At 60.5% G+C, this 14,260-nt stretch carries 11 protein-coding genes; 4 read left to right on the top strand and 7 right to left on the bottom strand.

All coding sequences use genetic code 11. The features are described 5' to 3' along the window. Window positions 1-126: 126 nt before the first annotated feature. Window positions 127-975 (top strand): universal stress protein, encoded by an 849-nt coding sequence (locus BLO49_RS10820; RefSeq protein WP_090648340.1) that lies wholly within the window; start codon window positions 127-129, stop codon window positions 973-975. A gap of 6 nt (window positions 976-981) precedes the next feature. Here BLO49_RS10820 and BLO49_RS10825 read toward each other — a convergent pair whose 3' ends face one another. Genes BLO49_RS10825 through BLO49_RS10835 form a run of 3 tightly spaced genes read right to left on the bottom strand, consistent with a single transcriptional unit; the run spans window position 982 to window position 5,552 of the window. Then, a complete protein-coding gene (locus BLO49_RS10825) occupies window positions 982-2,139 on the bottom strand; it encodes an FkbM family methyltransferase (RefSeq protein ID WP_090648182.1) in 1,158 nt (385 codons plus the stop codon). 1 nt (window position 2,140) lies between these two features. Continuing rightward, entirely contained in the window at window positions 2,141-3,673 is a 1,533-nt protein-coding gene (locus BLO49_RS10830; RefSeq protein ID WP_090648184.1) for a tetratricopeptide repeat protein, read from the bottom strand. Beyond that, window positions 3,663-5,552 carry a tetratricopeptide repeat protein gene (locus BLO49_RS10835; RefSeq protein WP_090648187.1) on the bottom strand — a complete coding sequence of 630 codons (1,890 nt, stop codon included), beginning with the start codon at window positions 5,550-5,552 and terminating at the stop codon, window positions 3,663-3,665. Before BLO49_RS10835 ends, BLO49_RS10830 begins: the two co-directional genes overlap by 11 nt. 199 nt (window positions 5,553-5,751) lie before the next feature. Between BLO49_RS10835 and flbT the strand changes: the two genes are divergently transcribed. Next, window positions 5,752-6,147 (top strand): flagellar biosynthesis repressor FlbT, encoded by a 396-nt coding sequence (gene flbT, locus BLO49_RS10840; protein ID WP_090648189.1) that lies wholly within the window; start codon window positions 5,752-5,754, stop codon window positions 6,145-6,147. Further along, window positions 6,137-6,529, top strand: a complete 393-nt coding sequence (gene flaF / locus BLO49_RS10845) for a flagellar biosynthesis regulator FlaF (RefSeq protein ID WP_090648191.1) — start codon at window positions 6,137-6,139, stop codon at window positions 6,527-6,529. Before flbT ends, flaF begins: the two co-directional genes overlap by 11 nt. A 53-nt stretch (window positions 6,530-6,582) precedes the next feature. On the opposite strand, the gene BLO49_RS10850 is transcribed toward flaF, so the two are convergent. From BLO49_RS10850 to BLO49_RS10860, 3 genes are all read right to left on the bottom strand, one after another. After that, window positions 6,583-7,977, bottom strand: a complete 1,395-nt coding sequence (locus tag BLO49_RS10850; RefSeq protein WP_090648193.1) for an efflux transporter outer membrane subunit — start codon at window positions 7,975-7,977, stop codon at window positions 6,583-6,585. 2 nt (window positions 7,978-7,979) lie between these two features. Beyond that, window positions 7,980-11,156, bottom strand: a complete 3,177-nt coding sequence (locus BLO49_RS10855; protein ID WP_090648194.1) for an efflux RND transporter permease subunit — start codon at window positions 11,154-11,156, stop codon at window positions 7,980-7,982. A gap of 86 nt (window positions 11,157-11,242) precedes the next feature. Then, complete coding sequence (locus BLO49_RS10860) at window positions 11,243-12,403, bottom strand: efflux RND transporter periplasmic adaptor subunit (RefSeq protein ID WP_090648196.1); 1,161 nt, start codon at window positions 12,401-12,403, stop codon at window positions 11,243-11,245. 227 nt (window positions 12,404-12,630) lie between these two features. Here BLO49_RS10860 and BLO49_RS10865 point away from each other — a divergent pair, with 227 nt between their 5' ends. Continuing rightward, window positions 12,631-13,260, top strand: coding sequence for a TetR/AcrR family transcriptional regulator (locus tag BLO49_RS10865; protein WP_181444859.1), 630 nt, complete (start codon window positions 12,631-12,633; stop codon window positions 13,258-13,260). Between the two features lie 12 nt (window positions 13,261-13,272). On the opposite strand, the gene BLO49_RS10870 is transcribed toward BLO49_RS10865, so the two are convergent. Further along, window positions 13,273-14,241 carry an alpha/beta hydrolase fold domain-containing protein gene (locus BLO49_RS10870; protein WP_090648201.1) on the bottom strand — a complete coding sequence of 323 codons (969 nt, stop codon included), beginning with the start codon at window positions 14,239-14,241 and terminating at the stop codon, window positions 13,273-13,275. Between the last annotated feature and the right edge of the window lie 19 nt (window positions 14,242-14,260).

Raw genomic sequence — 14,260 nt, forward strand, 5'->3', positions numbered from 1 at the left:
CTGGCTATAATCGGCGCTTGCCGAATTTGTCGCATCGGGTTTTTATCCCGAAAGGTATATAAGTATAGCACAGGCGGAGATTTGGGCCGCCAAATGCAAATCTATACACAAAAAATGGAGGCGCTGATGTCGGATGCAAATACGCAAGCCCAGGGCCTGGCCCAAGGACAGGCATGGTCGCGGATCAGCGTGCCGGTCAGTGGCACGGCTGGTGAAGCTTTGGCGCTCGAACTGGCAGCCCAGTTAGCAAAGGCTTTCCAGGCGCAGTTGAATGTGCTCTTTACGCCACCCGATCCGGCAGAACTGGCGCCCTGGCTTGGGGAGGGCTTCATGGGCACGGTCCAGATGGCGACCATGGAGAGCCTGAAAACGGCCGCCGAGGAATCCGAACTGGCGGCGCGGGCGCAGTTTGCCGCGGTCGAATGTCCCGGCAAGACCTTCACAGCACTGAATTCTCCGGTATGGCAGGATCTGGCGATGGAAACGCGCCTGTCGGACCTGATGGTCTTTTCCGATGTCAGCGCCAGGGGGCAAGGGATGCTTTCCGAAGCCTTCCAGCAGGTGCTCATGGAGGAGCGGACGGGCGTCTTCATCGCGCGCAAGCCGTTTAATATCAATGGGACGGCTGTCGTGGCATGGGACGGTAAGGAACCGTCGTCACGTGCCGCCCGCCGAGCCGTACCACTGCTCAAGAAAGCATCACGGATTGTCATTATCGGCGCGCCGGTGGGGGATCAGCCACCTGAACTGGAACGTCTGGCGGCCTATTATGCGGCCCATGGCCTCAAGGCGGAGGTCGATGTCTTGCCGAAAGGGGATGTCGTTCAGGCGCTGACGGCGGCAGCCGAACGACATAAGGCCGATTATATGGTTGCTGGCGCTTATGGCCGGTCACGGCTGCGCGAATTTGCCTTTGGCGGCACGACGCGGGCGCTTTTGCAGCATACGCAGCTCAATCTCTATATGGCGCATTAAGTCAGATTAGAGTGCGTAGATGACCGTATCATAGATGATCGGTGAATAATGCCGCAGGGTCAGTCGGTAATCGTCGCGCAGGTCTGAGACCGTGTCGAGCAGGGTCTGAAAGTCGTCCGCCCGGTGATAGGCGCTTATTGCCAATTTCGGCTTGTGATTTGCAATCAGTTTTCGTGCCCCTTGCAGGGCCTGGACTTCCGCGCCCTCGACATCAAGCTTGATCACGCTGACCGGACCGAGGTCGAGATTGTCCATGGCGTCAAGCGGTACCATTATCGTCGAGGTCTTGCTGATACGGCTGCCGTCATCAGGGCGATGCTCGATGCCCATCTGCGTCTTTTCGTTCCACAGGCCGACGCGATGGAGCGTTACATTTGGCATTTCTTGCGTTTTGAAAGTGAAGGCGTCGGCGTTTACCGGGTCAATCTCGAAGGCATGGATATGGTCGTATCGGCCCTTTGTCCGCGCACTGAATGACCGCACGGTATCGCCATCATAGGCGCCGCCATCAACGAGGATTTCGTGCTCGCCCAGCGGCATGGCCTCCAGTTCGAAATAGATGGCTTTCTCGGGCCGGGCGATGGCGGCGATATAGCGGCTGTCCCAGGTCAGGCGGTACAGCATGATGGCGTCGAGGGTTTGGCGGCTTAAGGCATCAGTGAAGACGGCTTTGGCCTTTTCATGCAGGGCCATGGCCAGGTCTGGATCGGAAAAGGACGGCATGAAACCCAGTCGATGCCCGGCGGCCTCAGGCGGTAACTGGCTGAGAACGTCGAAATAACTCAGCAACGGTTGCGGACGTTCACCCCATGCGCCGGTGAAATAGGCGATGGCGTTTTCAGACCCGCAGCACAGCACACCGATCGCTTCGGGCGTCTTGGCCAGCAGGTTGGGCAGGGCGGCATCGCCGACATAGGGAATACCATGCAGGGTCTGCCCGGCGCGGGCATTATCGATCAGGGCCAGGACCTTGCCGTGGGCGATAGTGTAGTTGACGAAAGGCTGGGCCAGGACGGACCCGGCCCCCAGCAGGATCAACGGATGCTTCAGGACATCGCGCGTCGCCTTGCGCTCGGCGTGGATCTTCAACCATGTCTGCACCTCCATGTCGTTGAAATCGAGGTTTCCAAGGGCCACGGGCAGAAGGGGGGCGGCCTGTGTCATCTTAGCGCTCCTGTAAGTGGAATGTGTCTGTCAGCGCGTCGCGGGCGCGGTCGAGCGCCGATTTCCAGTTCATCAGCGATGATGGCGCAAACAGGCGCACGCTCGGATACCAGGGATAATGATCCTGACCTAGTTGCAGCCAGCCTCTGGCAGGGCTCAGAAACCAGGTGGGCACACCGCAGGCAGCGGCGATATTGCTGGTGGCGTTTGAGGGCGACAGGATGATGTCCATGGCCGAACATAGCGCGGCGAGGTCGTCCAGGTCATCTTTCAGATCGATGCCTACTGGCGTGTGGATTTTAAGGTCATTTTCGGCCGCCCACGTCATTTCGGCATCGCTGTCACCATATTGCAGGTTGACGAAGGTGACGCCATCCAGTCTGAGCAGGTCTGTCCAATCTTCAAAAGCGGGAAAATAACGATCACGCTGGGCGCCGGATTTCAGGCTTTTCCACAGAATGCCGACCTTGGGTTTGTCGCTGATGGCGGCCAATTGTTCCCGCCAGTAAGTGACCCGCGCCGGATCAGGCTTGAGAAAGGCGTTTTCTGTTGGGAAATCGCTGACCTGCCGGCGATAAAGCGGCAGGAAATCACCCGTGACGGCCCAGCCATCGGTGGCGCTATTTTCCAGTTCGGGGAAACTGCGTTGCAAAATGCCATCGATTGACTGGGTGCGGTGCGCGATGACACGCGTCTCCGGAAAGCTGCGCTCGAAAAGCGCTTTCAGGCGCGGCTCGACGGCCAGCCACAACGCGCCTTCCGGGCCGATATCCCTTATCAAATCAGGCAGTATGGAGGCAAAAAGCACTTCATCGCCAAGCCCCTGCTCGCCGATGACCAGAAGCTTGCTGTTTGCAAGGTTTTGGTCTTCGCGCCAGCGCCGGGACCATAGCGAATAGTGAACCTGCCGGGCCGTGCCGTAGCGCTCGCGGCCTTCATAGGCACGCCAGCCGGCTTCCAGTTGCCCCGATGCCAGCAGCGCCTGGGCATAGGCAATCTGGGCCGAGGCCAGGTTATCCGGATCGTCGAAGGCGTTCGCGCAGGCGGCCAGGTCTTCGAGGCCGGCGGTTTCGTTTCCCCGGTCGATCAGGGCGCAGCCGCGGTTGAAACGGGCGTGCAGGTTATCGGGCTCAAGACGCAGGGCCTCGTTAAAGAAGGTCAGGGCATTATCCGTATCGCCCTGCGCCGCCATGACGTTGCCGAGACCTTCCCATAGTGAGGCTTCTTCCGGTCGCTGATTCAACACGGTTTTCAGCACATCAACGGCTTCGTCATATTTCGACTGTTCGCGCAAGGCAGCGGCGTAGCCGGTGATGATCGCCATCTCGTGGATGCCGTGGGTGATCAGGTGGGCGTAGAATTTCTCCGCCATCGGCCACATGTTGAGACGGAAAGCGAGCACCGCCAGACGTCCGGCGATTTCGAGCGAGTCCGGCGCCAGTCTCAAGGCGTCCTCGTAGGTATCGAGCGCCTTGACCAGGTCGAGATTGGCCTCGGCTTCGGCCGCCTTTGCGACCAGGGCATCAACCGACATTGATGAAGGTCTCGATCAGGGCGTCCTTAATGCGGCCCATTACCGGCGCCCAGTCGATCAGGGAGTCCGAGAAGAAGACGCGTGTCGATGGATACCACGGGAAATAGTCCGTGCCGAGGCAGATCCAGGCATCCTTCGGCGTGATCAGCCAGACGGGAGCGCCGGCGGCGCCGGCGATATTGCTGGTGGCATTGGCCGGGCACAGGATGCAGTCCATAGCGACGCACAGGGCCGACAGGTCATCGAGATCGTTCTTCAGGTTGATGCCGGGCGGCGTCCAGATATCCAGCCCCATTTCCCTCGCCAGGGCCAGTTCCTCGGAGGTGTCGCCATATTGCAGGTTGACGAACTGGATGCCCTCGATGCGCAGGATATCCTCCCATTGCGCGAAGGGCGAGTAGTAGCGGTCCCGCCGCGAGTGCTTGATCAGCGATTTCCACAGTAGGCCGACCTTCGGCTTGTCGTTAAGTTCACCCAGAACGCCTTTCCAGTAGGAAATGCGCTCCGGATCGGGCCTCAGCCAACTGTGCGGCTTGCCATCTTCAAAGCGTGGAAAGTCCTCAATGTTTTTGCGATAGCGGCCGAGGAAATCACCCGTGATGGCCCAGTAATCATAGCTTTCCCAGTTGGTGACATCGGGGAACAGCCGCACCGGCAGGTTCTTGTGCTTGGTGGTGTGGTGCTTGACGACGGTGGCTTGCGGAAAGGCTTTCTGGAAGATGGGAACGAGCCGCGGTTCGACACCTATACCGAGATACCCGTCGGGGCCGAGTTCGCGCTGCAGATCGGGCAGGACATTGGAGAACATGATCTCATCACCCAGGCCCTGCTCGGCGGAGACGAAGACGCGCTTGCCTTCCAGAGGCTGATCCGGTGTCCAGCGGGGCCGGTTGATTAGGTAATGCACCTTTTCCGAAGTATTATCCTTGTCGCGCGCTTCATACCATTTCCAGCCTTCCTCGTAATTGCCGAGGTGCAAATGGCAGAAGGCGATGCTGAGCTTGCAGGTGTGGATATTGAGCGGATCGGTGAACAGCGGCAGGGCGGCCATCAGGTCTTCCAGCCCTTCCTCGACCCGGCCTACCGACGCCTTGGCATTGCCGAGATTGTAGCGGGCATGGACATGTTTCGGATCATGCCGCAGGCCCTCTTCATAGAAGATGACAGCATTGTGCAGGTCGCCCTGGGCGTTGACCACCGTGCCCAGCGCATTCCATAACTGCACATTGGTCGGATTGGCGCCGATGGCGTCGCGCAGCAGGTCGACGGCGTCGTCCAGGCGGTTCAGTTCGCGCAGGGCGCTGGCCAGGTTGTTGATCGCCTCGACGTGGCCGGGGCTCTTGTTCAGGAAGAAGCGGAAGAACTTCTCCGCCAGTTCGTTCAGACCCATCTTGTAGGCCAGGCGACCGAGGTCATTGGCAATGGCCGGGTTTTCCGGTTGCAGCCTCAGCGCCGTTTCGTAACAGGTGATGGCGCTGGCGAAATCGTTGCATTTGTCGCGCGAGACGGCGAGGATATGCCAGGCTTCCCCGCTTTTCTCATCAATATGCAGGGCCTTCAGAGCGCATTCGCCGCCGCCCTGCCAGTCGTCCTTGCGAAAAAGATCGAGTGCCTCCCGCAGCAGTTTCAGCGTGTCGGTGCGCTTGATGTGTTCCGTGGCGCTGAGCAGGATTTTCAGGGCCTCGGACGAGCCCGAATCGCCCAGAATCTGGGCGGCCGGATTGAATACTTCCACGGGCTTGAAGATCGGGGCCTCAGCGGCGGCAGGCACGGCGGGCGGTGTAAAGGGTGATGGTGCCTCTGGCGCCGCGCCGAACAGCAAAAGGCCCGATGGGGTCTTTGTGTTTGATTTTTTTTGCTGTTTTACGCTGAGCGACATGACTAGCTCCGAGGGCACTGACGTGCCATTCTGTAGACAGAGATTCGCTTAAAACTCCCTAAAGAAATATGGGTGCGCCATCTTGAGGGAGATCAAATTCCCGGCATATTAACTTTAGTTGAAACCTGCTGTTAACTCGACATGCGCTATAGGCTTGCGGTACGGGCCTGTGCGTTTCGGCAGACCCGAAGGAAAAAAAATGCCCTTAAAACTGTCCTTGAAGCCCGGGGAAAAGTTCGTTCTGAATGGCGCCGTCGTGCAAAACGGCGACCGCCGCTGTTCGCTGGTCCTGCAGAACAAGGCTTCGGTGCTCCGCGAAAAAGACATCATGCAGCAGGAGGACGTCAACACGCCGGCGCGTCACGTCTATTTCCCGGTGATGATGATGTATCTCGACGAGGCGGGCGCTGACAAATATTACGATGAATTCCTGCGCCGCATGTCGGAATTCATGAGTGTGATCTCCAATCCGGTTATCCTGGCGGAATGCGTCGCTATTTCCAAAAGCCTAATGGCGCGGGAATACTACAAGGCGCTGATGAGTTGCCGCCGGCTGATAGAGTACGAAGACGAAAGATTAGGACATGTCGCTTAAGGCGTACCAGACCACGGCTGCCCGCGCAGAAGATCCTCGCCAGACGGAATATCGTTTGTTCGGCCAGGTGACCCGCGCGCTGATGGAAGCGGAACAACTCGACCGGAGCTTCATCCGCGAGCGCATGGATGCCCTGGACTGGAACCGCCGTATGTGGTCGATGCTGGGGGCGGATTGCTCGCTGGCCACCAACGGCCTGCCGGAGCAGTTGCGCGCCAATATCATTTCGCTGTCGATCTGGGTGAACAAGCATACCTCGCTGGTTATGCGCAACAAGGAAGACTTCGGGCCGCTGATCGATGTCAACCGCATCATTATGCAGGGTCTGCTGCCGCAGGAACAGACGCAGACAGCAACCACGGTGCGTCAGTCCTACGGCTGATTGGAGCCATGTATCCAAAGGAAAAGCCCTTGCCGATGAAGCAAGGGCTTTTTTTATTCGGCCAGGTAACCGCCGCCCAGGGCGGCATAGAGGTTGATCAGGTTCAGCGACCGCACCAGCCGGACAGCGATAAGCTGTTGCTGCGCGCCGTAAAGCGTGCGCTCGGCATCGGTCAGGGGCAGGCGGGAATCGATCCCGCGATCGAAGCGCGCCTGGGCGAGTGTACGGCTGTCCGCCGCGGCGGTAACCACATTTGTCTGCGCCGCCAGACGGTCGTCGATGGTAGACCGCGTGGCCAGTTGATCCGCGACATCGCGGAAGGCCGACTGGATGGCGCCTTCATATTGGGCGAGCGCGATGTCGCGGCTGGCCTTGCTTGCCGCCAGATTGGCTGTATTGGCGCCGCCGGCAAAGATCGGCACGGAAATGGACGGAGAGAAGGTCCATGTATCGGTGCCGTCGAACAGGTTGCCCAGGTCGGTCGATGCCTTGCCAACGCTTCCGGTGAGCGAGATGCGCGGGAAGAAGGCGGCACGGGCCGCTCCGATATCGGCATTGGCGGCTTTCAGGCTGTATTCCGCCGCCATGACGTCGGGGCGTTTCAGCAGGATGTCAGAGGGCTGGCCGGCCGGCAGATCGGCCAGGATGGCGTGATCCGGGAAGCTGTCTGGCAGACGATCGGGCGCGATGTCATCCCCCACAAGCAGGCGCAGGGCGTTCCTGTCCTGTTGCACGGTGGCCGTCAGGGCGGCAACATCGGCGCGCGCCTGTTCCGTCAGAACCTGGCTCTGGCGCAGGGTCATCTGGTCAGTGCTGCCGAGATCGAAACGTTTCTGAGTCAGGCTGAGGCTTTCCTCACGCAGGCGCAGGGTCTCGGCCGACAGGCGCAACTGATCCTGGTCGGCGGCCAGGTTCATCCAGGCCGAAGCGACGGCGGAGATCAGGCTGATCTGCGCCGCCTTGCGGTTTTCCGCCACGGCGAAATAGTTTTGCAGGGCCGCCTGGCTGAGCGAGCGAACCCGGCCGAACAGGTCAAGCTCCCACGAGGCACCGATATTGGCGCTGTAAAGTTCGGTCGTGCCGATCGGCGTGCCGGTTGAATCGACCTCGCCGGTATTGCCGCGTGTGCCGGAAACCGTGCCGTTGACCGCCGGGAACAGGCTGGCACGCTGGATGCGGTATTGCGACCGCGCCTTTTCGACGTTCAGCACCGCCACACGCAGGTCGCGATTATTGGCGAGAGCCTGTTCGATGACGCCTTGCAGGCGTTCGTCCAGAAAGACCTGACGCCACGGCAGGGTTTCCGCCGATTGGCCTTGCGCGGTAGCCGCAGTGGGGAACTGGTCAGGTACGGGCAGGGCGGCGCGTTCATAACGGGGGGCCATGGTGCAGGCACTTAAAGCCACGAGGCCGGCGGCGAGCAGGGTGAGTTTGAGGAAAGACGTCATCCTTAGTGTCCCGTATTGTCGGTGTCGGATTTATCGAGCAGGGCCATGGCCTCGCGTTCCAGCGCCAGCTTCTGGAGGTGTTTTTCATCGGCCTTGAATATCTTTTCAATGATGACGAAGAACAGGGGAATGAAGAAGATGGCCAGCAGGGTGGCGGACAGGATGCCGCCGACCAGCCCGGTGCCGATGGCGTTCTGGCTGCCCGATCCCGCACCATTGGCGAAGAACAGGGGCAGGATGCCGAAGGTAAAGGCCAGCGACGTCATGATGATGGGCCGCAGGCGGATACGGACGGCCTCCAGCGTGGCGTCGATCAGGTTCATGCCGTTCTCGTGGTTGTGCTTGGCGAATTCCACGATAAGGATGGCGTTCTTCGAGCTGAGGCCGATAATGGTCAGCAGGGCCACCTGAAGATAGATATCGTTGGTCAGGCCGCGCAGCATGGTGGCCAGCAGGGCGCCGAGCACGCCCAGCGGGATGACCATGACAATGGCGACGGGGATCGACCAGCTTTCATAGAGCGCCGCCAGCAGGATGAAGACCACGAAGATCGACAGGGCGTAAAGCATTGGGGCCTCGGCACCGGACTGCTTTTCCTGGAGCGACAGGCCGGTCCATTCGTAGGAAATGCCCGGCGGCAGGGTGGCGATGAGCTTCTCCATCTCGGCCATGGCCTGGCCGGAGGACTTGCCGGGCGCCGCCATGCCCTGGAGATTCATCGAGGGCGCGCCGTTATAGCGTTCGAGACGCGGCGAGCCATATTCCCAATGCGAGGTGGCAAAGGCCGTGAACGGCACCATCTGGCCCTTGTCGTTACGGACATACCACTGGCTGAGATCTTCCGGTTTCATGCGGAAGGGCGCATCGGCCTGGACGAAGACCTTCTTGACGCGGTTGCGATCGATGAAGTCATTGACATAGGCGCCGCCCATGGCCGCCGACAGGGTGGCATTGATGTCGGACAGGCTGACGCCCATTGCGCCGGCCGCGGCCTGATCGATCTCCAGCTTGAGTTCGGGCGTATCTTCCATGCCGTTCGGGCGGACGGCCATCAGGTTCGGATTTTGCGCGGCCATGCCCAGCACCTGGTTGCGGGCATTGAGCAGGGCCGCGTGACCAAGGCCGCCGACATCCTTGAGCTGGAGGTCGAAACCGGACGAATTGCCCAGTTCGGTCACGGCCGGCGGCACGATGGCGAACGCCATGGCGTCACGAAACTGGCTGAAAGCGCCCATGGCGCGACCGGCGACGGCGGGCGCCTTAAGCTCAGGTTTGTGGCGTTTCTCGAAATCCTTCAGGCGTACGAAGGCCATGCCGGCGTTCTGGCCGGGACCGGAGAAGGAGAAACCGGATACAGTGAAGGCGGATTCGACGGCCGGGTCTTTCTTGAAGTGATCGGCAATCTGATCGAGCACGACATTGGTGCGCTCTTCGGTGGCGCCGGGCGGCAACTGGACGATGGTGAACAGGATGCCCTGGTCCTCGTCCGGCAGGAAGGAGGAGGGGATGCGCGTGAACAAAAGCACCATGACGCCGACAATGACGGCGAAGACAGTCATGTAGCGTGCCGACTGCCCCAGTATCTTGCGAACGATGTTGCGATAACCAGAGGCGGCGCGGTCGAAATTGCGGTTGAACCAGCCGAAGAAACCCTTCTTTTGCTGATGTTCGGCATCGGAAGCGCGCAGCAGGGTGGCGCACAGGGCCGGAGTCAGGACCAGGGCGACGACGACGGAGAGCGCCATGGCCGACACCAGGGTGATGGAGAACTGGCGGTAGATGACGCCTTGCGACCCGCCGAAGAAGGCCATCGGAACAAACACCGCTGACAGGACGAGCGCGATCCCGATCAAGGCGCCGGTGATCTCCTCCATCGACTTGATGGTGGCGGCCAGAGGTGGCAGCTTTTCCTCGTGCATGACGCGCTCGACATTTTCGACCACGACAATGGCGTCATCGACCAGCAGGCCGATGGCCAGCACCAGTCCGAACAGGGTCAGGGTGTTGATCGAATAGCCGAAGGCGGCCAGCACACCGAAGGTGCCGAGCAGGACCACCGGCACGGCGATGGTCGGGATCAGCGTGGCCCGCCAGTTCTGCAGGAAGAGGAACATGACGAAGAAGACGAGCACGACGGCCTCGATCAGCGTCTTGACGACCTCATGGATCGACAGATTGATAAAGGGCGTGGTGTCGAACGGCACGACATAGTGGTAGCCCTTGGGGAACTGCTTCGACAGTTCATCCATCTTGGCCTTGACGGCCTTGGCGGTATCCAGGGCGTTGGCGCCGGTGGCCAGGCTGATGGCGACGCCGGTGGCCGGACGGCCATCGTACTTGACTGTACCGCCATACTGCTGGGCGCCCAGTTCGATGCGCGCGACGTCCTCAAGATGTACGACGGCGCCATTAGCAGAATCCTTGACAATGATCCGGCGGAACTGATCGATATTGGTCAGGCGGGACTGGGCCGTGATGGTGGCGTTAAGCGCGGTGCCCTTGACCGCGGGCAGCCCGCCCAACTGACCGGCGGACACCTGGGTGTTCTGGGCGCGGATGGCGGCAATGACATCCGTCGGCGTCAGGCTGTAGCTGGTCAGCTTGGCGGGATCGAGCCAGATGCGCATGGCGTATTGCGCGCCGAAGTTCTGAATGGTGCCGACGCCGTCGACGCGGCTGATCTGGTCGACCAGGGTGGAGGACATATAGTCGCCGAGGTCTGTGTCGCTGACCGCCTTGTCGTCGGAATAGAGGCCGATAACCATCAGGAAGCCGCTCGTCGCCTTGGCGACGGTCAGGCCCTGCTGTTGCACTTCCTGCGGCAGGAGCGGCACTGCCGACTGGAGCTTGTTCTGAACCTGAACCTGGGCAATATCGGGGTCCGTGCCGGCCTTGAAGGTCAGGGTGACGCTGGCCGCGCCGCTCGAATCCGAGGTCGAGTTCATATAGAGCAGGCCGTCAATGCCCTTCATCTGCTGCTCGACGATCTGGGTTACCGAATCTTCGACCGTCTTGGCCGAGGCGCCCGGATAGAAGGCGCTGACCGACACCTGGGGCAGGGCGATCTGCGGATATTGCGCCACCGGCAGGTTGGCGATCGACAGCAGACCGGCCATCATGATGACGATGGCGACGACCCAGGCGAAGATGGGGCGATGAATAAAGAAGCGCGAAATCATGCCGGTATCCTTGAGGCCGTATCGGGGCCCGTCTCAGAGGGCGGTGTCCGTGACGGACGGGTTCAGATTGGACAGGTTGTCCGTAATTACTTTTCAGCGGCCGCGCCCATGATGGCCGGCTTGACCGGCGCATCGGGCTGCACCTTTTGCAGACCTTCGACTATCACGCGTTCTCCGGGCTGGAGACCGCCGGTGACGAGCCACTTGTCACCCACGGTCTGCGCCACCTGGATGGGGCGAACGGCGGCCTTGTTGTCCTTCGTCACCACCATGACCAGGGCATTGCCCTTGGGATCGCGGGTCACGGCCGGCTGCGGCACCAGTATGCCGTTATTGACCACGCCGGAGACGATGCGCGCCTTGGCGAACATGCCGGGCAGCAGGGTGCGGTTCGGATTGGGGAACAGGGCGCGCAGGGTCACAGTGCCGGTGGCTTCGTCAACCGATACGCCGGAAAACTGGAGCTTGCCTTTCAGCGGGTAGACCGTGCCGTCCTGCAGGATCAGTTCGACATCGGCCGTATTGGCCTCGCCAACCGTGCCCGAAGCGGCGGCGCGCTGAAGCGCCATCACATCGTTTACCGATTGATTGATGTCGAGATAGATCTGGTCGATATTCTGTATCTTCGCCAGTTCCGTGGCCTGCGAGGCGGTAACCAGTGCGCCGGGCGTGACCGACGACTTGCTGATGACGCCGGAAATCGGTGCGATCACCTTGGTATATTGCAGATTGATGCCGGCCGTTTGCAGGGCGGCATTGGCAGAGGCGACGGAGGCATCGGCTTGGGCCAGCGCAGCCTGCGCGTCGTCGTTATCCTGTTTGGACACCGCGTTGATTTTGACCAGCTCGGCATAGCGTTCGGCCTTGAGTTTGGCCGTCGTCTGTGCCGCCTTCGCCTGAGCCACCGCCGCCTGGGCGCTGGCATATTGGGCCTGGAAGGGCGCCGGATCGATCTGGTAGAGCGACTGGCCTTGTTTGACATAGCCGCCTTCGATGAAGAGGCGCGACTTGATGATGCCGCCGACCTGCGGGCGAACTTCGGAGTCCAGATAAGCCGACGTGCGCCCGGAGAGTTCCGCGGTCATGCTGACCGGGCCAGAACTGACCACGACGACGCCGACATCGGTAGCGCCGCCCATGGGCATGGCCGCCGGTTTCTTGCCGCAGGCCGTAACGCCGAGGCTGAGCGCCAGCAGGACCGCCACGGACACAGCGCCGGTTTTCAGAGAGGAATGGGGCGGTTTCATGCGGAAAGTCTCCGGTCTGTCGGGCTTCAGAGGGTAGTGCAGCAGATATGCGGAACTATTTTGCAGTGCAGACTGACAAATAAGCGTCAGCATAGTCACAAATGGCGTGAGAGTGAACGATCATTCTCATTTTTCTGGCAGTAAGCGGCTTTTGGGTGTAAGTCAATTGCACCGCCACATTAAAAAATGTTCAGATCCCTGTGTCGGCAAGGAATTTGCGTAAAAGAATGAGTAACCCTGTTACAGAAAGCGGCGCTATACCAATGCCGCGCCAGAGCCGTGAGGAACGTCAGCAGCACATACTGAATGCGGCTCTGCGCTGTGTCAGGCGTTCGGGTTTCCATGGCGCCAGCATGTCCGATATTGCTTCAGAGGCGAAGATGAGCGTCGGCGTGATCTATCGCTACTTCGCCAACAAGGAAGCCATTGTCGAGGCCATCGTCGCCAACGATCTGGCGGAAATGCGCGCCATGTTCGCCGAATGGGAAAGCGTGCCTGACGACGCCTTGCTGGATACCTTGCTGGATACGCTGGAGCGGGCGATCGAGCATAAATACACGCTGAATAATGCCGGCCTGGCGCTCGAAGTCCTGGCCGAAGCGGCGCGCAATCCGCGTGTGGCGGCCATTGTCGAAAGGGCCGATGTGCAGGAGCGTGACCTGGGGCGCTCGCTGTACCGCCGGATTTCACCCGGCCGAAATCAGGGCCAGCTTGAGGCGCGCGGCGAAATTATCAGCATGATTTTCGACGGCATGATGATCCGGGCGATCTCAAATCCGCAGAGCGACCGCCAGGCGCTGCTTGCAGCTCTGCGTCAGGTGATGACCGTGCTTTTCACCTTGCCCGATCATCCGTAGAAGCGCGGTCGATTACAAATGTTCGCGTAACCAGGCCGACGTATCGCTGAAGGCTTTTTCGGCAACCGCGGAAATCGAGACGGCTTCAAGAAAACTGTGCGTGGCGCCTTCATAAATGACGGCGCGGGTCTCGACGCCGGCGCTGCGCAGGCGGCCGTCCAGAAGCAGGCTTTGTGTGGTTAGCACGTCGCATTGCGGCACGCACAGGAAGGCGGGCGGCAGGTCATACAGGTCCGCCAGCAGGGGCACGGCCAGCGGGTTTGAACGGTCCGGGTCGCCAGCGAGGTATTGAGACCAGAAATAGGCCATTTCTTCGGCCGTCAGCATATAGTCCGGCCCGCCATACTTGCGGACGTCGTCCGCCGAAAGGTCGATGCCGAAAGCGCCGTAGTTGAATACCAGTGCGCGCAGTCTATTGCCGGCTCCGGTATCGCGCAGAGAAAGCGCTGCGCTCAAGGACAGGTTGGCGCCAGCGGAATCACCGCCCAGGGCCAGCCGGTCGGCATTGATATCGAGAGAGGGCGCGTGTTCATGCACATGGCGCACGACAGCGACGACCTGTTCAAGCGCCACAGGGAAACGTGCTTCGGGCGACAGTGAATAATCGACACCGATGACGCAGATGCCCGCACGCGCCGCATATTCACGCATGATGCGGTCATGCGTGTCGAGGCTGAACATCACCCAGCCGCCGCCATGGACATAGATCATGGCGGGCTTGTTCGCGGTGCTGTCCGGGTTATAGACGCGGATGCGAACGTCGCCGTGCGGCGTCGGGACACTGTGTTCAATTGTGGAAAACATGACTGGTCCGCCGGCTACCCATGGCGCGCGCACCTTTTCAGCCACCAGACGGGCATTGACGGCATTTTTCTCCAGACCGGCGCCATGCGTGACATAGGCTTCACCGGTGATCCGGATAAAATCGCGCACGCCGGGATCGAGTTTCGGGGTGGTCTGGGGTGAAGTCGTATTGAGCACAATTGAATCCTGTAACGCG

Source organism: Asticcacaulis taihuensis (genome assembly GCF_900100255.1).
Lineage (GTDB): Bacteria > Pseudomonadota > Alphaproteobacteria > Caulobacterales > Caulobacteraceae > Asticcacaulis > Asticcacaulis taihuensis.

Bases quoted from the DNA above. Each gene is read 5' to 3' on its own strand.
- BLO49_RS10835 (WP_090648187.1), bottom strand. From the start codon at position 5,552: ATGTCGCTCAGCGTAAAACAGCAAAAAAAATCAAACACAAAGACCCCA.
- BLO49_RS10860 (WP_090648196.1), bottom strand. From the start codon at position 12,403: ATGAAACCGCCCCATTCCTCTCTGAAAACCGGCGCTGTGTCCGTGGCG.
- BLO49_RS10865 (WP_181444859.1), top strand. From the start codon at position 12,631: ATGAGTAACCCTGTTACAGAAAGCGGCGCTATACCAATGCCGCGCCAG.
- BLO49_RS10830 (WP_090648184.1), bottom strand. From the start codon at position 3,673: ATGTCGGTTGATGCCCTGGTCGCAAAGGCGGCCGAAGCCGAGGCCAAT.
- flaF (WP_090648191.1), top strand. From the start codon at position 6,137: ATGTCGCTTAAGGCGTACCAGACCACGGCTGCCCGCGCAGAAGATCCT.
- BLO49_RS10820 (WP_090648340.1), top strand. From the start codon at position 127: ATGTCGGATGCAAATACGCAAGCCCAGGGCCTGGCCCAAGGACAGGCA.
- BLO49_RS10850 (WP_090648193.1), bottom strand. From the start codon at position 7,977: ATGACGTCTTTCCTCAAACTCACCCTGCTCGCCGCCGGCCTCGTGGCT.
- BLO49_RS10855 (WP_090648194.1), bottom strand. From the start codon at position 11,156: ATGATTTCGCGCTTCTTTATTCATCGCCCCATCTTCGCCTGGGTCGTC.
- BLO49_RS10825 (WP_090648182.1), bottom strand. From the start codon at position 2,139: ATGACACAGGCCGCCCCCCTTCTGCCCGTGGCCCTTGGAAACCTCGAT.
- flbT (WP_090648189.1), top strand. From the start codon at position 5,752: ATGCCCTTAAAACTGTCCTTGAAGCCCGGGGAAAAGTTCGTTCTGAAT.